Genomic DNA, 19,676 nt, shown 5'->3' on the forward strand with positions numbered 1-19,676 from the left:
AGCCGATGTTCCGCTTCGTCGTTGTCCCCGGTGATCCCGTACCGCTCCCCGCTCGGGGCGCCGCTCTCCTACGTACCGCGCGCCCTGGCGCCGCGCCTCGCGCACGTCCGCAACGGCGGCCGGCGCCACGAGGTGACCGTCACCGTCCGGGACAGCCGCTCCGAGCCCGGGGCCGCCCGGCGGGCGGTGCGGGACCTGGCGGCGGAGGACGGCCCGCACATCGTGCTGCCCATGGCCGGGACCCGGGTGCTGCCCGACGTCGCCGACGCCGCGCTGTCCGGGCGCGACCACACGCTGGCCGACCTATCCGCACACCCACACCGCGCCCGCCCCCGACGTGCACGCCGAACTCGGTGATGCGCGGGTGGCCACGCTCGGCTGCTGGAGCCCCGTCCACCCCTACCGCTCCAGCCTGGACGGCGGCACGTGCGTCGAGCCGGCCCGCGCCTACGAGGAGGACACCGGCGCGGCCTGGCTCCAGCCGCTGGGGCTCGCGCACGTCCTGCTGGAGACCGCGCACCACGCCCTGGCCACGGCCGCCGACCCAGCCGACCGCGCCTCGGTCGCCGACGCCGTGGCCCGCACCCGGCTCGACACCATCACGGGCCCGCTGGACCGGACGGCCGGCCCCACCCCGAACATCGCGCTGCTGCCCCTGGTGGGCGGCCAGTGGCACCCTGAGCCGGCCGGCCCCCGCCTGGCCGTGGTGGACAACACGGGCCGGCCGGAGGTACCGCTGACCGGGGACCTGGTCCCGGCCCGCTGAACGGGCACGGCGGGCGGTGGCCCACGGGACGGCCCCGTCCCGCGCCGAGGCGTGGGACGGGGCCGGGTGGTACGAGCGAGCGACGGGCCGACGCCCGGGATCAGGCGAGGTCGCTGGAGAACCAGTTCCAGCTGCCGAAGCCGGCGGCGCTGTCCCAGGACATGACCGGGGCGTTGAAACCGGTGCCGGTGCTGGAGAACTTCCACAGACCCGTACGGTTCGTGCCGTCGTCCTGACGACCGTACCCGTACAGCACCCCCACATCGGTCCTGCCGTCACCGTCGAAGTCACCGGCGGTCACCTTGCTCGCGTCGGCGTTCCAGCTGCCCGTGCCCGACTCCCACTTGCGGGAGGGGTTGGCGAAGTCGGAACCCGTGCTGGTGAAGGTCCACAGCGCCGACTTGTTGCGAGGACCGCGATGTCGTCCCTGGCGTCCCCGTTGTAGTCACCGGTGGTCACCTTGGAGCGGTCCCAGTTCCAGGAGCCGACGTTCGCGGAGACGTTGTCCCAGACCCTGACCGGCTGGTCGAAGCCGGTGCCGGTGGCGGCGAACCGCCACAGCGCGGTCTTGCTGGTGCCGTCGGCGGCCTGGCCGTTGTTGTAGAGGACCGCGATGTCGTCCTTCCCGTCGCCGCTGAAGTCACCGGCGACCACCTTGGAGCGGTCCCAGTTCCAGGAGTCGGCCGTCGTGGTGCTGTCCCACTTCTTCGACGGGTTGCCGAAGCCGCTGCCCGTGCTGGTGAACGTCCACAGCGCGGTCCCGTAACCGCCGGTCTGGGAGACTCCGTTGTTGTACAGGACGCCGACGTCGTCCTTGCCGTCGCCGTTGAAGTCACCGGCCACGAGCTTGGAACGGTCCCAGTTCCAGGAACCGGCGTTCGCCGAGACGTTGTCCCACTTCTTCACGGGCTGGCCGAAGCCCGAACCGGTGGAGGTGAACGTCCACAGGGCCGTACGGTAACCGCCCTCGGCGGCCTGGCCGTTGTTGTAGAGGACCGCGATGTCGTCCTTGCCGTCGCCGTTGAAGTCACCGGTGGTGCGGGCGGTCTGGGCCCGGTTGGCGGTGAGGAAGGAGACCCCGTCCGAGGCCGGACCCGTCTGTCCGGCGTCGTTGACGGCTCGTACGGTCACCGTGTGCGCGCCGTCGGCGAGCGTCGCCGTGTCGAGCGTGACGCTGTACGCGGGACCCGCGCCGGTGTCCGTGCCGACGGCGTCGCCGTCGACGTAGAAGGTGGCCTGGGTGGGGGTGCCGACGGCGTCGGTCACGGACGCGGTGAGGGTGACCGTGCCGGTGAGCACCGAGCCGGCGGCCGGACCGGTGACCTTGGAGGTGGGCGGTACCGGGTCGGGGTACGGGTCGGTGTGGTCGGCGCCCAGGTTCGCGGCCGGGCCGCAGACCGGCCAGGCGCCCTCGCCCTGTCTGGCGAGGACCTTCTCCCCGATGAGGATCTGCTCCTTCTTGGTGGCGAGGTCGGCGCGCCCGGCGTAGGCCAGGCCGCCGTAGGCCTCCCAGGTCGACTGGGAGAACTGCAGGCCGCCGTAGTAGCCGTTGCCCGTGTTGATGGACCAGTTGCCGCCCGATTCGCACGCGGCGACCTTGTCCCAGGTGGTGACGGAGGCCGCGGCGGCCGTTCCGGCGGTGAGCAGGGTGCCGGCGATTCCGGCGGAGGCGGCGAGCGCGGTGGCGGTGAGCAGACGGGAGCGGCGGGACATGAGGGTCTCTCCTGGGGCGGGCGGGGCCGGTGAGGGCGGTGGTGGGTGCGCGTGGGGCGCGGGCGGGCACGGTGCCCGTGGGTGTGGCGAGAGGCGGTGTGGCCGCGGTGCGGTGGGCGCGGAACGCCCGGCCGGCCGGGGTTTCCGGTGGCGGCCGGGCGTCGCCGACTCACCGCCTCAGCGCGTCATGCGTCATGCGTCATGCGTCATGCGTCATGCGTCAGCCGAGCTTGCTGGCCTTCCAGTTCCAGCTGCCGAAGCCGGCGGCGCTGTCCCAGGACATGACCGGGGCGTTGAAGCCGGTGCCGGTGCTGGAGAACTTCCACAGACCCGTACGGTTCGTGCCGTCGTCCTGGCGGCCGTACCCGTACAGCACCCCGACGTCGGTCCTGCCGTCGCCGTCGAAGTCACCGGCGGTGAGCTTGCTGGTGTCGGCGTTCCAGCTGCCCGTGCCCGACTCCCACTTGCGGGAGGGGTTGGCGAAGTCGGAACCCGTGCTGGTGAAGGTCCACAGCGCCGACTTGTTGCGGGTCCCAGTTCCAGGAACCGAAGTTCGCCGAGACGTTGTCCCACTTCTTCGACGGGTTGGCGAAGTCGGTGCCGGTGCTGGTGAGGGTCCACAGGGCGGTCTTGTAACTCCCGTCGGACTGCTCACCGTTGTTGTACAGAATGCCGACGTCGTCCTTGCCGTCACCGGTCTTGTAACTCCCGTCGGACTGCTCACCGTTGTTGTACAGAATGCCGACGTCGTCCTTGCCGTCACCGCCTCCTGCCCGTAGTCGTACAGGACGGCGATGTCCCCCTTGCCGTCGCCGTTGAAGTCCGCGTGGAAGGTGGAGGTGGCCTCGCCGTTGGAGGTGATGATCTGGCTGCGGGAGGCCCCGGTGTTGCCGTTGACGTCGGTGACCTCGGCGGACACGATGTGCTTGCCGTCGGGGAAGGCGCTGGTGTCGAGGTCGTAGGCGTACGGGGCCTTGGTGAGCTTGCCGCTGACCGCCTCGCCGTCGACGTAGTACTGCACGGAGGCGACGTCGTAGGTGCCGGCCGAGGTGGTCGCCGTCAGGTTCGCGACGCCGGAGACCGTGCCGGTGGCGCCGGAGAGGGTGACGCGGGGCGGGGTGGCCTGCTGGAGCTTGGGCGAGATGTAGCCGCTGATCCGCTGGCCCCAGGGCGCGTCACCGACCCGGTAGGACGTGGTCGAGTTCGTCGAGACCATGCCCTCGGGGTTCACCGAGTGGCCCTGGTTGCCGCCCGTGATGGTGACGACGCCGTCGCTGACGCCGGTCACGAGGGCGACGTGCTGCGCCCAGCCGTTGGTGTAGCCGTAGACGACGGCGTCGCCGACGTGCGGGGTGCTGGAGAGGGTGCCGTACTTCTGGCCGTACTGGTAGAAGCTGGCCGCGGCGTCGGTGAGCACGCTCTGGCCCTGCACGTTGTAGTGGGACCAGACCCATCCCACGAAGTCCGCGCACCAGGCGTGGGACTGGCCGCCGTGCCCGTCGCAGCTGTTGTTCTGGTTGAGTCCGTTGTCGTAACCCCCGCCCGCGCAGGGGCCGTTGCCGTTCTGGCTCTTGGCGAGGGTCGCCATGTCCGTGAACTCGTTCGCCTGGGCGGGGAGGGTGGCGAGGCCCGTCAGCGCGGCGGCGACGACGAGGGAGGCGAGGCCGGTCCTGACGGTGCGGGGCAGGGCGGTGGTGGGCATGAGGGTACTCCTGACGACGGGCATGGCGGTGCCCTGGGAAGGGATGGGGAAGAAGTCGGGTGCGCCGGATCAGCCGGCGGCGGGCGGGTGGCCCCGGGCGGCGGCGTGCCGGGCGCTGTAGAGGCGCGGACGCGTCAGCGTGAGGGCGGGTACGCCGGCGGTGGCGCGTACGAAGAGACGGACGTCGGTGCCGCGCTCGGGGGGCGGGGGCGCTGTGCGCCCTCGGGCCCTGTGGTCAGCTTGCGACGGCGCCGGTCAGCGAGGCCGGCACCACGCGCATCGTGGTCAGCCCCAGCCGATGACGGGCTCGGCGGCGGCGCGGAGGCTGGTGATGCGCGACATGGTGTTCCTTCGTTTCTCGGGTCGGCTCGACGTGCGGGCAAGGGCAGCGGGGTCCTGGTGCGTCCTGGCCCCGGGCCCGCCGCCGTCCTTGTGATCACTACCTTGCCGTCCCGTGCGTGCCGCCGGAAGGACTTCGGCCTGGCACCGAGCTGTCTGGCAGCTTCAGGTCAGGAGCCCTTGTTACCGCCCCTCCCGCAGGGCGCGCGCGTGGTTCAGGAAGGCCGTGAGCCCCACTTCGAAGGCGCGGTCGGCGCGGCCGTCGCCCGCCGCCGCGAGGGCCTCGGCCAGGCGCGGGGTCGGCGTGCCGCCCGCCAGCTCCCACATCGCCTCGGGGGCCGCCAGGTCGAGAGCCGAGCCCAGCACCAGGTTCTCCAGGGCGACGATCAGCGGCATGATCGTGGCCGGTTCGAAGCCGGCCGCGAGCAGGACGCCCACCGCGCGTTCGTACTGGGCGAGGACCCGGGGCGCGCGGACGGGCGAGGTCATCAGCAGCGGGATCACCCGGGGGTGGGCGGCGAACGCGGCCCGGTAGGACCGTGCCCAGGCCTCCATGGCCGCGTCCCACGGGGTCAGTTCCAGGGTGGCGGGGTCGATGGCGGCGCAGACGCGCTCGCGCAGCAGCTCCACGATGCCGTCCCGGCCGTCCACGTGGTGGTACACCGAGCCGGTCTGCACACCGAGCCCGCGGGCTATCCGCGGCACGGTGAAGTCACCGGTCTCGTCGATGAGTTGCAGCGCCGTGGTGGTGATGCGCTCGCGGTCGAGGAGCGGTGTGCGCGGCCGTCCCATGGTCAGCGGTCCCCCTGAGGTCTTCCCGGATGCCCGACGGCAGGTTACATTGCGGAAACCGAAAGCCTTTAGGTTTACGGCTCCGGGCGCCCGCCATCCCCTCGTGCACCCGCAACACGCCGGCTCGGACGGCCCACCCCGGCCGCGCCCGACGGCGCCCCGCGAACCCCGCTGCCCCACCACCGGGACCCCCTCCCCTCCGCTGTCAGAAGGGCCCCCGCATGTCCGTGAGCACCGCCGAACTCCCGGAGGAGGAGGCGCCTTCCGACGCGCCCGGCCTCCGGTCCGGCACCCTCGGCACCGCCGACATCGCCTTCTTCGTCGTCTCCGCCGCCGCGCCGCTGACCGTGATGGCCGGGGTCGCCCCGCTCGCCCTCCTGCTGGGCGGTGTCGGCGCGCCCGTCGGCTATCTGCTGGCCGGGCTGACCCTGGCCGTCTTCGCCGTCGGTTTCACCACCATGAGCCGCCATGTCACCAGCGGCGGCGCGTTCTACGCGTACATCACCCGGGGCCTCGGCCGGCCGGCCGGGATCGGCGCCGCCCTGCTCGCCCTGGTCGGCTACAACGGCATGGAGATCGGTGTCTACGGCCTCCTCGCCACCACCACCCGCGACACCGCGCACGCCCTCTTCGGCGCCGACGTGCCCTGGCTGCCGGTGTCGCTGGCCGGTCTGGTGCTGATCGGCTACGGCGGCTACCGCTCGATCGATTTCGGCGCCAAGCTCCTCGGGGTCCTGCTGGTCGCCGAGACCGGGATACTCGTGCTGCTCGCGGGCGGGGTGCTGGTGCGGGGCGGCGCGCACGGCCTCTCCCTGTCCTCGCTCGCCCCGGCCCATGTGTTCGTGCCGGGCACGGCGGCCGTCCTCGCCTTCGCGTTCGCCGCGTTCACCGGCTTCGAGTCGACGGTCATCTACCGCCGCGAGGCGCGCGACCCCGCGCGTACTGTCCCGCGCGCCACCTACGCGGCCGTCGGTTTCCTCGGCCTGTTCTACGCGTTCACCGTCTGGATCGCCGTCCAGGCGTTCGGTGACGACCGGGCCGTCCAGGCCGCCGGGAAGGATCCGGCCGGGCTCTTCTTCACGGCGATCACCACCTATGTGGGCGGCTGGGCCGCCGACTTGATGCACGTCTTCATCGTCACCAGCGTCATCGCCTCGCTGCTCGCCTTCCACAACGCCATCAACCGCTACGCGCTGGCACTGGCCGAGGAGGGTGTGCTGCCCCGCCGGCTGGGCCGCGTCCACCCCCGCCACCGCTCCCCTTACCTGGCCGGCGTGGCGCAGACCGCGCTCGGCGCCGTGGTCGTCCTCGCCTTCCGGGCGGCCGACGCCGATCCGTACCAGCAGTTGCTGCTGTGGGTGAACACCCCGGGGATGATCGGCCTGTTGCTGCTCCAGTTGCTGGCCGCGCTCGCCGTGTTCCGCTACTTCCGGCGGGTACGGCACAGCGAGGGCCGGGTGCGCACGGTGCTGGCCCCCGCCCTCGCCGCGGTGCTGCTGGCGACCGCGATCGTGCTGGTGGTCTCCCACATCGACCTGTTCACCGGTGCGCCACGTGCCGTGAACGTCGTGCTCGTCGTCGCCGCACCCGCCGTCTTCGTCCTCGGCCTGCCGCTGGCGTGGTGGCTGCGCCGCCACCGGCCGGGCGTCTACGCCACCTTCGGCACCGAACCGACCGAACAGCCCTCTTCCCGTTAGGAGTTCACGGCATGCCCGCTGCCGATCTCGTCCTCACCGGCGCCCGGATCCGCACCCTGGACCCCGCCCGCCCCACCGCCACGGCCGTCGCCCTGCGCGACGGGCTGATCACCGCCGTCGGCACGGCGGACGACGTCCGCAACTGGCGCGGCCCCGGCACCGGGATCGTCGATCTGCGCGGCGCGCACCTGGTGCCGGGCCTGACCGACGCGCACAGCCACCCGGTGTGGGGGCTCGACATGGCGACCGGCACCGATCTGTCCGGCGTGACGGACCTGGCCGGGCTGCGCGCGGCGCTCGCCCGCGCCGAGCGGACCGGGGGCTGGGTGGTCGGCTACGGGCTGGACCACAACGCGTTCCAGGGCCGCCCGGTCCACCATGAGCTGGTGGCGGACGTGCTGGGCGACACCCCGGCGTTCCTGCGCCTGTACGACGGCCACTCCGCCCTCGTCAACGGCCCCGCGCTGGCCGCCGCCGGGGTGACCGGGCCGCGCGCCTTCGACCAGCGCGCCCAGGTGGTGTGCGACGCCTCGGGGCGGCCCACCGGGCATCTGGTCGAGCACGCGGCGATGGACCTGGTCACCGGTGTCGTGCCCCGGCCCTCGTACGGTGAACGGCGGGCGCGGCTGCTGGAGTTGCTGTCCGCTATGGCGGCGACCGGGCTGACCGGCGCCCATGTGATGGACGGCGGGGACCTGGAGCTGGTGGAGGCGGTGGCGCGGGAGACGGTGCTGCCGGTACGGCTGCGGTTCGCGCCCTGGTGCATGCCGGGCGCGGACGCCGACGCGCTGCGCGAGCTGATCGAGGCGCAGGGCCGGGGCGGGCGGCACTGGGTGGTCGGCGGGGTCAAGTTCTTCATGGACGGCACCGTGGAGGGCGGCACGGCCTGGCTGGAGCACCCCGACTGCCACGGGCAGGGCACCGACGCGTTCTGGCCGGACCCGCGCGCGTACGCCGAGGCCGTCCGCACCCTGCACGCGGCCGGGGTGCGCACCGCCACGCACGCCATCGGGGACGCCGCCGTCCGGCACGTCCTGGACACGGTGGCCTCGCTGGGTCCGGGCGGGCACGGTGCGCACCGGATCGAGCACATCGAGACCGCGCCCGACGAACTGCTGCCCCGATTTGCCGAGTTGGGCGTGGCGGCCTCCCTGCAACCGCCGCACACGGGTTACACCCGTGACGACGGCACCGATGAGTGGTCGCGCCGGCTGGGCGGTGACCGGGCCGCCCGCGCCTGGCGGCTGCGGGATCTGCGGGAGGCCGGGGCCACGGTCGCCCTCGGCTCGGACTGGCCGATCGCGCACTACGACGTGCGGGCGGTGCTGGCGACGGCCCGCCGCCCCAAGGGCGCCGCGGCGCACCGGCCGGGGCTCACCGCGCAGCAGGCGCTGGAGGGCTGCACCACGCACGCCGCGGCGGCCGCCGGGGAGGCCGCCGCGGCCGGCCGGATCGCGCCCGGCTTCCGGGCCGACCTGACCGCACTGGCCATCGACCCCGTACACGCGCCCACCGACGAACTCACCGACGCTCCCGTGGTGTTGACGGTGACCGGAGGACATGTGGCGCACCGGGGGCCGGCCGGACCGGTCCGATAGGATCGGCGTACGGCATCGCGTGTCGGTCACCGTCCGGGTGAGGCATGGAGGTGCCCGTGAGATTGCCCTCGGAGGCATTCCACTCATGTCAGTCGAGTTGAACCACACCATCGTCCACGCCCGGGACAACCGGGAGTCCGCCGAGTTCCTGGCCCACATCCTGGATCTGCGGATCGGGACCGAGTGGGGCCCGTTCATCCCCGTCGCCACCGGCAACGGGGTGACCCTGGACTTCGCCACGATCCCGGCGGAGTCGATCGTCACGCAGCATTACGCCTTCCTCGTCTCCGAGGAGGAGTTCGACGCGGCCTTCGCCCGCATCCGGGCGGCCGGGATCACCTACTGGGCCGATCCGCACGGCAAGCAGCCGGGCGAGATCAACCATCACCATGGCGGCCGGGGGGTGTACTTCATGGACCCCGCCGGACACGGCATGGAGATCATCACGCGCCCGTACGGCAGCCACGTGTAACCGGCGCGGTCCCGGGGCGAGGGCGGGCCGGGGCGTCGGCCCCCGGCCCGCCTGCGGCACACTGGGCAGGTGAACGACTTCTCCCTGGTCGACCAGGCCCCCGCCCCCGAGTGGTACGGACGGCTGCGGGTACGGGCCGCCGACCTCTCCCCCGCCGACTGGCTCACCGCAGGCGGGCCCGGGCAGGGGGCGTTCGGCGCGGTGGCGGGTGTCGCCGCGGCGGGCTTCGCGGCGTACGCGCGCATCCTGCACCCGGCCCGGCTCGACGAGCGGCCGGTGCGCTGGTCGGCGGTGGCCGCCGCCCACGGGACGCGGGTGACGCCCGTCAGCCGCTGGCACGAGATCGTCGGGGTGGGCGAGGACTACCTCAACGCATCCGAACCCGGCCTGCCCGGCGTGTGGGACGAACACCCCGCCGAGGGGCCGACCCCGCCCGAGGTCGCCGAGGCGCTGCTGCCCGTGCTGGCCCGGCACACCGGCACGCCCGAGCGGTGCTGGTTCGGGCTCTGGCACGGGTACGGCCGCTGGGCCTGGGACCGGTTCCCGACGTTCGGGACGCCGGGCCGGGACGAGGTCCTGCTGGCCGGCCGGCTCGCCGACGCCGTCTCCCCGGTGACGCTGGACGAGTTCGCCGAACTGCCGGACCTGTGGTGGCCGCAGGACCGGGCCTGGGTGCTGGGCGGTGACGTGGATCTGGTCAGCACCTACGTCGGCGGCTCGGCGGAACTGATCGCGGAGCTGCTGGCCGCGGCGGACCTGGAGGCGCTTCCCGTGTCCCCGGGTGATCCGGTCGGCTGACCCTCTTTCGAAACATTTCGCTGCCAACCTCGAATGATGCGAGGGGTGTTGACGACACCGTAACCCCTCTTATCATCACGGACATCCAGAGCACCGATCACTGTTCGTGATATCGAACAGATTGGCGCCCTTGACTGACAGGCTCATGACACGACCGCCCGCAACGATCGTCGTACGAGGAGAACCATGAAACGTCCCCCGTGGTCAGGCAGGCGCCTGGTCGCCCTGGTGGGCGCGTTCGCCGCCGCCACCCTCGCGGTGGCCGGAACGGCCGACGCCCGGCCCGCCCCCGCGCAGGCGGACACCCTCGGCGCCCAAGCCGCCCAGTCCGGGCGGTACTTCGGCACCGCGGTGGCCGCCGGCCGGCTCGGCGACGGCGCCTACAGCACGATCCTGGACCGGGAGTTCAACGCGGTCACCCCCGAGAACGAGATGAAGTGGGACGCCACCGAACGCACCCGGGGCTCCTTCACCTTCACCGCCGCCGACCAGATCGTCGGCCATGCCGTCGCACACGGGCAGCGGGTACGCGGCCACACCCTGGTCTGGCACTCCCAACTTCCGGGCTGGGTCGGCTCGATCACCGACGCCGCCACCCTGCGTTCCGTGATGCGGCAGCACATCACCACCGAGGCGTCCCACTTCAAGGGCAAGATCTACGCCTGGGACGTGGTGAACGAGGCGTTCGCCGACGGCGGCAGCGGGGCGCGCCGGGCCTCCGTCTTCCAGAACGTCCTCGGTGACGGCTATATCGAGGACGCCTTCCGCACCGCCCGCGCCGCCGACCCCGCGGCCAAGCTCTGCTACAACGACTACAACATCGAGAACTGGTCGGACGCCAAGACCCAGGCCGTCTACCGCATGGTGCGCGACTTCAAGTCCCGTGGCGTGCCCGTCGACTGCGTCGGCTTCCAGAGCCACTTCGGCACCTCCGGCCCGCCGGCGAGCTTCCGGAGCACGCTGGCGAACTTCGCCGCCCTCGGCGTGGACGTGCAGATCACCGAGCTGGACATCGCCCAGGCACCGGCCACCGCGTACGCGGACACGGTCAAGGCGTGCAGAAGCGTCGCCCGCTGTACCGGCATCACCGTGTGGGGCATCCGCGACAGCGACTCCTGGCGCAGCGGCGAGAACCCGCTGCTGTTCGACGGCGCGGGCAACAAGAAGGCCGCGTACGGCGCGGTGCTGTCCGCGCTCGGCGGCACGGGCGCGGCACCGGCCCCGCACAAGGGGCTGCCGTCGAGCTTCAGCTGGTCCTCCAGCAAGCAGCTGATCGCCCCCAAGTCCGACGCGACGCACGAGATCGCCGGGATCAAGGACCCGTCCGTCGTCCGCTACAAGGGCAAGTACCACGTGTTCGCGAGCGTGGCCAGCGCCTCCGGCTACAACCTCGTCTACCTGAGCTTCAAGGACTGGTCGCAGGCGGGTTCGGCCACCCACCACTACCTGGACCGCACGGCCATCGGCAGCGGCTACCGGGCGGCGCCCCAGGTGTTCTACTACGCGCCGCAGAAGCTGTGGTACCTGGTCTACCAGACGGGCAACGCGTCGTACTCCACCAACAAGGACATCTCCAACCCCGACGGCTGGAGCGCGCCGCGCGACTTCTACCCCGAGATGCCGGACATCATCAAGCAGAACATCGGCAACGGCTACTGGGTCGACATGTGGGTGATCTGCGACAGCGCCCACTGCTACCTGTTCTCCTCCGACGACAACGGGCACCTCTACCGCTCGCAGACCACCGTCGGCCAGTTCCCGAACGGCTTCACCAACACCGTCATCGCCGCCCAGGACCCCGACAGGTACGCGCTGTTCGAGGCGAGCAACATCTACAAGGTGAAGGGCAGCAAGCAGTACCTGATGCTGGTGGAGGCGATCGGCTCCGACGGCCGGCGCTACTTCCGCTCCTGGACCTCCTCCGACCTGGCCGGGTCCTGGTCCCCGCTGGCCGATTCCGAGAGCAATCCGTTCGCCCGGGCGAACAACGTCACCTTCCCGTCGGGCGCCTGGACGAAGGACATCAGTCACGGCGAGATGATCCGCGCCGGATACGACCAGACGCTGACCATCCCCGCATGCAAGCTCCAGTACCTGTACCAGGGCATGGACCCGAACGCGAGCGGTGACTACAACAGCCTGCCGTGGCGGCTCGGCCTGCTCACCCAGACCGGCTCCCACTGCTGAGACCGGCGAGAGCGGGACGCCGTCCGGTACGGCGTCCCGCTCTTCCCGAACCGCCCTACGCCGGTTACGGGTTGACCACACTGCCGCCGAAGGTCACCGCGAGGCGACCGTCGGAGGCGAAGGACCAGCCGAGGGCGCCCGCGTACGAGGAGCAGCGGGAGCCGTTGGAGCCGGTCCAGAACTGGTTGGAGCTGTCGGCGCTGCCGACCGTCTTGTCGTTGGAGCCGCTGCCGGTGAAGCGGCAGGAGGTGTTGTTGCGGAACACCGACGTGCCCTTGTCGAACGAGAAGTTGCGCTCGGCGTTGTCGACACCGAGGTTGTTGGAGATCGTCATGGTGCCCGGGTTGCTGTTGTAGGTGAACCCGTGGTGGCCGTTCTTGTAGGCGATGCTGTGCTGGACGACGTGGTTGACGGGGATGTCGTCGCCGCCGAGCTTGTAGCCGTTGCGGTCGCCGTTGGTGTTGACGGTGCCGTCGCTCAGCGTGCCGTTGTTGTAGGAGAGGGAGTACTCGATGGTCACCGGGCCGATGGCGCCGGTGTCCGTCTTGGTGTACAGGTCCCAGCCGTCGTCGATGTTGTGGTGGGAGACGTCGTAGCGGAAGACGTTCCCGGTGCCGGTGGTCAGCTTGGCGGCGAAGCCGTCGGCGTCCTCGCCGTCGGAGTCGGCGTTGTCATGCGACTCGGAGCTGACGATCAGGTTGTTCGCCGGCCACTGGGAGCTGGGGGTGCTGGAGGCGATCCGGCCGAGCTGGAGCCCGGTGTCGCGGTTGTAGGCCGTCACCACCCGCTCGACGACGTTGTTGCTGCCGCCGACGTAGATGCCGTTGTCACCGGCGTGCTGGACCGTGAGGCCGTACAGCCGCCAGTAGTCGGCGAACAGCTGGACGCCCCGGTTGGACGGGCTCTCCGTCTGCGCCGAGAAGTCCAGGACCGGCTTCTCGCCCGGGTAGGCGGACAGGGTGGTGCGGGCGGCGGAGGTGCCGTCGCTGCCGGCCGGGATGGTGACCGTGGCGGACTGGCGGTAGGTCCCGCCGCGCAGGTAGATCGTGCCGCCGGGGGTGATCCGGCTGATGGCGGAGGTGAGCGTGGTCGGGGCCGACTCGGTGCCGGCCGCGCCGTCGGTGCCGGTCGGTGACACGTAGAGCACGCTGCCGGCCGCCGCCGTCGCCACGTCGGCTTCCAGGTGGTCGAGGTTGGGCAGGCCGTCGGAGGTGGTCGGGGTGAGGCGTACGGTGTTGCCGCCCGCCTTGACCGGCACGGTGAGCGTCTTGGTCGTCCAGCCGTCCCAGGTGCCGGTGGTCTCGAAGCTGGCGGTGGCGGCCGTGGTGCCGTTGACGGCGACGGTCGCGGGCCGTGCGGTGGCCGAGCCGTTGGCGAAGCGGATGTTCAGGGTCGCGGTGCCGGCGCTCGCCGCGTTCACGGTGAACTGGGCGTAGGCGCCGGAGGCGTTGGTGGCGTTGCAGAATCCGCTGCCGGAGTAGCCGGTCCAGTCGGAGTCGATGGTCCCGGTGCAGACGGCGGGTACGTTCTCGGCCTCGTACCGGGTGGTCACGGCCTGGGCCGTGGTGCCGGTCAGCGCGACGAGCGCGCCGGTCAGCAGCCCGGCGCACGCGATGGCTGGTCTCATGTGCATCGGCTTGTCTCCCTGCGGGTCGACTCGGCAGTGCGGGTGCGAGTGGTCCAGAGGGGTGAACACGGCGGCCGGTCGTGGCATGGTGAACCGTGACCGGAAAGCGCTTTCCCTCTGGACCTTCCCGACAGTAAGGAGCAGTCATGCACACGTCAACTGCCGCGTACATGATTTCTATTCAGAATGGTGAATGACAGTCCGTCGGCTACTCGCCGGGGGCGAGGGTACGGGCGACGACGGCCGCCGCCTCGGCGATCAGCGCCTGGTCCACCGGGGCGTCCTTGGCGCTCTTGTCCGACAGCACGGCCAGCACCACGGGTGTCCCCCGGGTCGTCCAGGCCACCCCGATGTCGTTGGCGGTCGCGTAGTCCCCGGTCCCGGTCTTGTCCGCCACCACCCAGGCGGGCGGCAGTCCCTTGCGGAACCGCTCCTCGCTGGTGGTGTTGCCCTTCAGCCAGCCGGTGAACCGCTGCCGGTCGGCCCTGCGCAGCGCCCGGCCCAGGGTGAGACGCTCCAGGCTCCCGGCGATCGCCTCGGGCGTCGTGGTGTCCCGCACGTCCCCGGGGATCGCGGTGTTCAGCTCCGGCTCCCAGCGGTCGAGCCGGCTCACCGTGTCGCCGAGCGACCGGAGGAAACGGGTGAGCCCGGCCGGGCCGCCGAGCTCCCGGAGCAGCAGATTGCCGGCCGCGTTGTCGCTGTACTGGATCGCCGCCGCGCACAGCCCGGCCACGGTCATGCCGGTTTCCAGATTCTCCTGGGTGCGCGGGGAGTTCGGCAGGATGTCACGCGGCGGGTAGTGCACCACCCGGTCCAGCGGAGCGCGGTCGCCGTGGTCGCGCAGCACCGCCGCCGCGGCGAACGCCTTGAACGTCGAGCACATCGCGAACCGCTCCCCCGCCCGGTGGGCCACGGTCCGCCCGGTGCGGACGTTGCGCGCGTACACGCCGAGCCGGGCGCCGTAGCGCCGTTCCAGCTCGGCCAGTTCGGCCGACTCGGCGGGTTCGGCCCGGCCGGAGCGTGGTGCGGCGGACGCGGTGGGCGCGGAGAGCGCCGTGGCGGCCATCGCGGCGCCGGTGAGGCCGAGGCCGGTCCGCAGCAGACGGCGGCGCGGCAGCGGGGCGGGGCCGTCGGCGGCGGACGCGGTCGCGCCGGATGTGACCGTACGGGTCAAGTGCGTACTGGACGTGGTCGTACTGAACAGGGGCGTGCTGGACATGGGCGTACTCCTCCCGGGACGTACGTCGTCGGTGCCGGTCTTCGACGGGTACAGCGAAACAGCGCGAGGGCACCCATGTCCAAGAGGAAACTTTGAAGTTCCCATGCCTTATTGATATGAGTGCCGGGTGGATCTACTGGCACACCTGGAGGCGTATGTGGCGACGGCCGAGGAGGCGGGCTTCTCCCGGGCCGCCGACCGGCTCGGCATCGCCCAGCCGCTGCTCAGCCGCCGCGTGAAGACGCTGGAGGAGTACTTCGGCGGCCCGCTGTTCGACCGGTCCCGGCGGCAGATCGAGACCACGGAGCTGGGGGTGCTGCTGCTCCCCTACGCCCGGGACGTGCTGGACCGGGCGCAGCGGCTGCGACAGGTCGCCCGCTCGGCCCGGCGCTCGCCGGTGCGCGCCCTCGGCGTCCCCGCGGACTGCGCCCCGGCCGCGCTGGCCCGGGCCCTGCGCGCCGGCACCGAGCGCGGGCTCACCCTCGGCATACGGGAACTGCCGCCGCTGGAGCGGGCGTCGGGGCTGGCGGACGGTTCGCTCGGCTACGCGCTGGTGCGCACCGCGCCGGAACAGGCGGCGTTCCAGGTGCCGTTGGGGCTGGCGTCCGCGCCGGTCGCGGACGGCGGGGCCGCCCGGCGCACGCTGCACCTGGAGGAGCTGCGGCCCCGCCGCGGCCGGGGCGCCGCACGTGCCGCCCGCCCACCCCTGTTGCTGCTGACGGAGGACCAAGTGCCGTACTTCGAGGACCGGTTGGCGCGGGCCGCCGCGCGCGCCGGGCTGCCCGAGGAGCGGATCCGGCCGGCCGGACCGGCGGCCGGCGCGCTCGCCGAGACCCTGGCCGGGCACGCGCTGCTGCTGTGCGCCGAACCGTTCGCCCGGCAGCACGGCGCCCACTGGGCACCGCTGGCCGACCGCACCCTGCACCGGGGCTACGACGTGCGCGCCGCCCCGGGCCGGGACGGCGCGGCGGCCGTACCGGACTGGCTGGCCGCGCTGCTCGCCTCGGCGGTGGGTGCCGCGGCCCACCGGGGCGGGCCGGAGCCGGCGGCCGGGCGCGAGGACACCGCCGCGCGACTGGCGGCACGCGGATGAGCGCGGCGGCACACCGCCCGGTGTACACCGGCGGCGACGCGGCCCTGTCGGCCGTCGCCGAGGCCATCGCCGAGGACTGGGCCGCGCTGGGGGTGCGCGGCTCCTTCCTCGCCCGCAACCTCGACACCGGGGAGCAGCTCGGTTTCGACACGGACGAACCGGTGCCGCTGGCGTCGGTGGCCAAGGTCCCGCTCGCCCTGGTCGTGCTGGACCGGATCGCGGCCGGGGAGCTGGATACGGCCCGCCCGGTGACGGTGGATCCCCGTACCAGCAGCGTCGGCCCCACGGGGCTCGCCGCCTTCCGGCACCCGGCCACGGTGGCCGTCGGCGATCTGCTCCTGCTGATGCTGTCGGTGAGCGACAACGCCGCCGCGGACGCCCTGTTCGACCTGGTGCCGGCGGCGCAGGCCGACGCGCGGCTGCGCGCCTGGGGGTGCGACGGGATCCGGGTGCGGCACCGGATGAACCACCTGTACGAGTGCGCGGCCGGCGCCGCCGGGAACGACTTCTCCCTCGCCCTGGAGCTGGCCGTCCGGGACGAGGGAACGGGCCGGCACACCATCGAGACCCTGGACCCGGCGCACGCCAACGCGGGCACGGCCGCGGCGCTGGTCGGCCTGCTCCAGCGGGTGTGGCGCGACGAGATCGCCTCTCCTCCCGCGACGGCCGAGCTGCGGCGGCTGATGGGGCACCAGGTCTTCACCCAGCGGCTGGCGGGCGAACTGCGCGCGGACACGCTGCGGTGGAGCGGCAAGACCGGCACGTTCCTGCATCTGCGGCACGAGATCGGGGTCGTCGAGGCGGACTCCGGGGACCGGGTGGCGATGGCGGCCCTCACCCGCGCGACCCGCCGCGCGGGACTGGCACCGGACATCGACCTGGCGATCGGGGCGGCGGGCCGGGACGCGTTCGAGGCCCTGCGGAGCTGAGTCCGGGGTGGACGGCCGGGATTCGACGGACAGGTCCCGGCCGGTCCCGGTCGCTCGCCACAGCTCGGTGGCTCGGCACAGCTCGGTCGCTCAGGACAGCAGGCGCTGTTCCTTCGCCACCGCCACCGCGCCCGCCCGGGTGTCGACGCCGAGCTTGTCGTAGACGCGCCGCAGATGGGTCTTGACGGTGGCCTCGCTGATGTAGAGGGCGCGGGCGATGGCGTGGTTGGACAGGCCCCGGGAGAGGTGGGTGAGGATGTCCCGCTCCCGGGGGGTGAGGGCGGGGCGCGGGTTGCGCAGCCGGGACATCACGCGGTCGGCGACCGGGGGCGAGAGCGCCGGGCGGCCCTGGGCCGCCGCGTGGATCGCCGTGAACAGGTCCTCCGCGCGCTCGGCCTTCAGCAGATAGCCGGTGGCGCCGGCCGCGACGGCACGGGTGACGTCGGCGTCGGTGTCGTACGTGGTGAGGATCAGGACGTGCGGGGCGGCCGGCTCGGCGCGCAGCCGGCGGGTGGTCTCCACGCCGTCGATGCCCTCGCCCAGTTGCAGGTCCATCAGGACGACGTCGGGAGCGGTCCTGCGGGCGAGGGCGAGCGCCTCCTCGCCGCTGCCGGCCTCGCCGACGACCTCGATGTCCGGCGCGCTGTGCAGCAGCGCCAGCAGTCCGGCGCGGACGACGGCGTGATCGTCGCAGACGAGGATGCGCACCGGTGTCCGGGCGTCCGGGGCGGGGGTGTGGGTCATCTCGGCTCCAACGGGATCGCCGCCGACAGGGCCGTGCCCTCGCCCGGTGCCGACTCGATGGTGAGGGTGCCGCCCAGCTGGCGCAGCCGGGCACGGATGGCGGGCAGGCCGTGGCCGCGCTCCCCGGCGGCGGTCCCGGATCCGGCAGCGGCGGTGGTGCGCGGGTCGAAGCCGCGCCCGTCGTCGGTGACGTCCAGCACGATCTGGTCGTCCAGGCAGGTCAGGGTGAGGGTGGCGGTGGTGGCCGCCGCGTGTTCGCGGACGTTGGCGAGGGCGCCCTGGGCGATGCGCAGCAGGGCGGACTCCACGGGTGCGGGCAGCGGGGCGGGCGGGCTGCCCTCGGTGTGCACGCGGACGGTGAGGTCCGGTGTCGTCTCGCGCTCGGCGACGGCGTTGAGGGCCCGCAGCAGGCCGCCGCCCTCGGCGAGGTCGGCCGGGGTCAGGTCGTGGACGAAGCGGCGGGCCTCGGCGAGGCTGCGCTCGGCGCTGGCCGCCGCCGTGCGGACGTGGTCGCGGGCCGTGCCGGGGGCGCTGTCCCACAGGCGGTCGGCCGCCTGGAGCAGCATGCGCTGGCTGGACAGGCCCTGGGCGAGGGTGTCGTGGATCTCCCGGGCGAGCCGTTCGCGTTCGGCGAGGGTGCCCTCGCGGCGCTCGGTGGCGGCCAGTTCGCGCCGGGTGCGGACCAGGTCGGCGATCAGGGCGTCCCGGCGGGCCGCCTGGCGCTGCATGACGACGAACACGGTGGTGGCCACGGCGGCGACCGCGGGCGGGGCCAGCAGCACGTTCGGGTCGGCCCAGCCCGCCAGGCTCAGCTGGGCGGCCACCGCGAGCGCGGTCAGCAGCGCCACCAGAGGGATCGCGGCGCGCGGCGGGAGCGTGCGCAGGCCGGTGTAGAAGAGCGGGACCGCGCACCAGGCGAAGCTCGGGGCGAGGACGACGAGCAGCGCCCAGGCCGCCACGACCAGCCCGAGCCAGCCCAGCCGGCGCGGTGTGGGGCGGGTGCCGAGGGCGGGGCCGAGGACGTAGAGCACCGCCAGCAGCACGGACAGGGCGATCACCCAGGGGGTGTGCGGCCCCTCGGCGTGCCGGGCCAGGTAGCGGGCGACGGACGCGGACAGCAGCACGAAGAACGCCGTGTGCATGACGACGGTGAGGGCGCGGGTGTCGTCGCGCTCGGGTGCGGCCACCCCCGGCACCTCCCTCGGCTCCGCGCTGAACTGGGCAAACACCCTCCATTGTGCCCGGGCACGGGGGCCGCGGGGTCATCCGATCGGATGACCCCCCAGGCCACCGGTCCACCGACGGGACACGGCCCCGGCCGGCGGCAGGATCGGTTCCGGGAAGCGGTTCCGCCTCCCGCCCAGGCTCTACCGGAAGGTCCCCAGCATGCCCAGTCGCAAGAAGCCGTCCCGTCGTACCCGCGTCCTGACGGGCGGTGCCGCCCTGGCCGTCGTCGGGGCCGGTGTCGTCGGCACGGTCGCCGCCAACGCCGCCGACTCCGCCGACGCCGCGCCCGCCGCCGCGCCGGTGGCGGCCCGGGGCGGCGAGCTGACGCAGAGCACGCACCTGTCCGTGGACGCGGCCGTCAAGGCGGCGCGCGCCGCGCTGGAGGCGGCCGAGAAGGACGGCCGGCAGGTGTCGGTGGCCGTCGTCGACCGCAACGGCAACACCGTGGTCACCCTGCGCGGGGACGGCGCGGGCCCGCAGTCGTACGAGTCCGCGGAGCGCAAGGCGTACACCGCGGTCTCCTGGAACGCGCCGACCTCGGAGCTGGCCAAGCGGCTGGCGCAGGCGCCGAACCTGAAGGACATCCCGGGCACGCTGTTCCTCGCGGGCGGCGCGCCGGTGACCGCCAAGGGCGCGCCGGTCGCGGGCATCGGTGTCGCGGGCGCCCCGTCGGGCGACCTGGACGAGCGGTACGCGCAGGCGGGCGCGGCGGTCCTCGGCCGCTGACCCCGCCCGCGCACGGCGGCGCGTCCGGGTCCGCCCCCGCGGGGGTG

Annotated in this window: 18 protein-coding genes; 10 read left to right on the forward strand and 8 right to left on the reverse strand. The window is 73.0% G+C overall.

All coding sequences use genetic code 11. The annotated features are described in order from the left end of the window. Positions 1–21: 21 nt before the first annotated feature. Together IH25_RS42320 and IH25_RS42325 are read left to right on the forward strand one after the other, a co-directional pair. Positions 22–357 carry a type 1 periplasmic-binding domain-containing protein gene (locus tag IH25_RS42320; protein ID WP_245172822.1) on the forward strand — a complete coding sequence of 112 codons (336 nt, stop codon included), beginning with the start codon at positions 22–24 and terminating at the stop codon, positions 355–357. Beyond that, positions 338–766 carry a type 1 periplasmic-binding domain-containing protein gene (locus IH25_RS42325; protein ID WP_245172823.1) on the forward strand — a complete coding sequence of 143 codons (429 nt, stop codon included), beginning with the start codon at positions 338–340 and terminating at the stop codon, positions 764–766. Before IH25_RS42320 ends, IH25_RS42325 begins: the two co-directional genes overlap by 20 nt. Before the next feature lie 100 nt (positions 767–866). Here IH25_RS42325 and IH25_RS43295 read toward each other — a convergent pair whose 3' ends face one another. The 4 genes from IH25_RS43295 to IH25_RS0118905 all read right to left on the reverse strand — a co-directional run bounded on the left by IH25_RS43295 (position 867) and on the right by IH25_RS0118905 (position 5,312). Beyond that, positions 867–1,067 (reverse strand): hypothetical protein, encoded by a 201-nt coding sequence (locus IH25_RS43295; RefSeq protein WP_157846986.1) that lies wholly within the window; start codon positions 1,065–1,067, stop codon positions 867–869. Further along, positions 1,064–2,479 (reverse strand): transglycosylase family protein, encoded by a 1,416-nt coding sequence (locus tag IH25_RS37605; protein WP_157846987.1) that lies wholly within the window; start codon positions 2,477–2,479, stop codon positions 1,064–1,066. The genes IH25_RS43295 and IH25_RS37605 overlap by 4 nt, the downstream gene beginning before the upstream one ends. Before the next feature lie 220 nt (positions 2,480–2,699). Then, on the reverse strand, positions 2,700–4,181 hold the full coding sequence (locus IH25_RS37610; RefSeq protein ID WP_245172824.1) for a CHAP domain-containing protein: 1,482 nt from the start codon (positions 4,179–4,181) through the stop codon (positions 2,700–2,702). Between the two features lie 522 nt (positions 4,182–4,703). After that, the gene (locus IH25_RS0118905) at positions 4,704–5,312 is read right to left on the reverse strand and encodes a TetR/AcrR family transcriptional regulator (protein ID WP_030611324.1); all 609 of its coding nucleotides are present in this window, start codon (positions 5,310–5,312) and stop codon (positions 4,704–4,706) included. Between the two features lie 221 nt (positions 5,313–5,533). Between IH25_RS0118905 and IH25_RS0118910 the strand changes: the two genes are divergently transcribed. From IH25_RS0118910 to IH25_RS0118930, 5 genes are all read left to right on the forward strand, one after another. Continuing rightward, positions 5,534–7,009, forward strand: coding sequence for an APC family permease (locus tag IH25_RS0118910; RefSeq protein WP_030611326.1), 1,476 nt, complete (start codon positions 5,534–5,536; stop codon positions 7,007–7,009). 11 nt (positions 7,010–7,020) lie between these two features. Then, positions 7,021–8,607 (forward strand): amidohydrolase, encoded by a 1,587-nt coding sequence (locus tag IH25_RS0118915; RefSeq protein WP_030611329.1) that lies wholly within the window; start codon positions 7,021–7,023, stop codon positions 8,605–8,607. Between the two features lie 85 nt (positions 8,608–8,692). Next, positions 8,693–9,079: a VOC family protein gene (locus IH25_RS0118920; protein ID WP_030611334.1), complete on the forward strand. Its 387-nt coding sequence runs from the start codon at positions 8,693–8,695 to the stop codon at positions 9,077–9,079. Between the two features lie 69 nt (positions 9,080–9,148). Then, a complete protein-coding gene (locus IH25_RS0118925) occupies positions 9,149–9,877 on the forward strand; it encodes a hypothetical protein (protein WP_030611337.1) in 729 nt (242 codons plus the stop codon). A 186-nt stretch (positions 9,878–10,063) separates the two neighbouring features. Next, positions 10,064–12,064, forward strand: coding sequence for a non-reducing end alpha-L-arabinofuranosidase family hydrolase (locus tag IH25_RS0118930; RefSeq protein ID WP_030611339.1), 2,001 nt, complete (start codon positions 10,064–10,066; stop codon positions 12,062–12,064). A 64-nt stretch (positions 12,065–12,128) separates the two neighbouring features. Here IH25_RS0118930 and IH25_RS0118935 read toward each other — a convergent pair whose 3' ends face one another. After that, a complete protein-coding gene (locus IH25_RS0118935) occupies positions 12,129–13,697 on the reverse strand; it encodes a carbohydrate-binding protein (RefSeq protein ID WP_037655165.1) in 1,569 nt (522 codons plus the stop codon). Between the two features lie 202 nt (positions 13,698–13,899). Continuing rightward, positions 13,900–14,757, reverse strand: a complete 858-nt coding sequence (bla, locus tag IH25_RS0118940; protein WP_209445336.1) for a class A beta-lactamase — start codon at positions 14,755–14,757, stop codon at positions 13,900–13,902. A 280-nt stretch (positions 14,758–15,037) separates the two neighbouring features. Between bla and IH25_RS0118945 the strand changes: the two genes are divergently transcribed. Together IH25_RS0118945 and IH25_RS0118950 are read left to right on the forward strand one after the other, a co-directional pair. Then, positions 15,038–16,003, forward strand: a complete 966-nt coding sequence (locus IH25_RS0118945; protein WP_030611350.1) for a LysR family transcriptional regulator — start codon at positions 15,038–15,040, stop codon at positions 16,001–16,003. After that, positions 16,000–16,932 carry a serine hydrolase gene (locus tag IH25_RS0118950; RefSeq protein WP_030611353.1) on the forward strand — a complete coding sequence of 311 codons (933 nt, stop codon included), beginning with the start codon at positions 16,000–16,002 and terminating at the stop codon, positions 16,930–16,932. Before IH25_RS0118945 ends, IH25_RS0118950 begins: the two co-directional genes overlap by 4 nt. Before the next feature lie 90 nt (positions 16,933–17,022). Here the strand turns inward: IH25_RS0118950 and IH25_RS0118955 are convergent, their stop codons facing one another. Continuing rightward, positions 17,023–17,676 (reverse strand): response regulator, encoded by a 654-nt coding sequence (locus IH25_RS0118955; protein WP_030611362.1) that lies wholly within the window; start codon positions 17,674–17,676, stop codon positions 17,023–17,025. Continuing rightward, a complete protein-coding gene (locus tag IH25_RS0118960) occupies positions 17,673–18,872 on the reverse strand; it encodes a sensor histidine kinase (protein WP_030611365.1) in 1,200 nt (399 codons plus the stop codon). The genes IH25_RS0118955 and IH25_RS0118960 overlap by 4 nt, the downstream gene beginning before the upstream one ends. 190 nt (positions 18,873–19,062) lie before the next feature. On the opposite strand from IH25_RS0118960, the gene IH25_RS0118965 reads away from it, so the two are divergent. Continuing rightward, positions 19,063–19,629, forward strand: a complete 567-nt coding sequence (locus tag IH25_RS0118965) for a GlcG/HbpS family heme-binding protein (RefSeq protein ID WP_030611368.1) — start codon at positions 19,063–19,065, stop codon at positions 19,627–19,629. The last annotated feature ends 47 nt before the right edge of the window (positions 19,630–19,676 follow it).

Source organism: Streptomyces achromogenes subsp. achromogenes, from assembly GCF_000720835.1.
Lineage (GTDB): Bacteria > Actinomycetota > Actinomycetes > Streptomycetales > Streptomycetaceae > Streptomyces > Streptomyces achromogenes.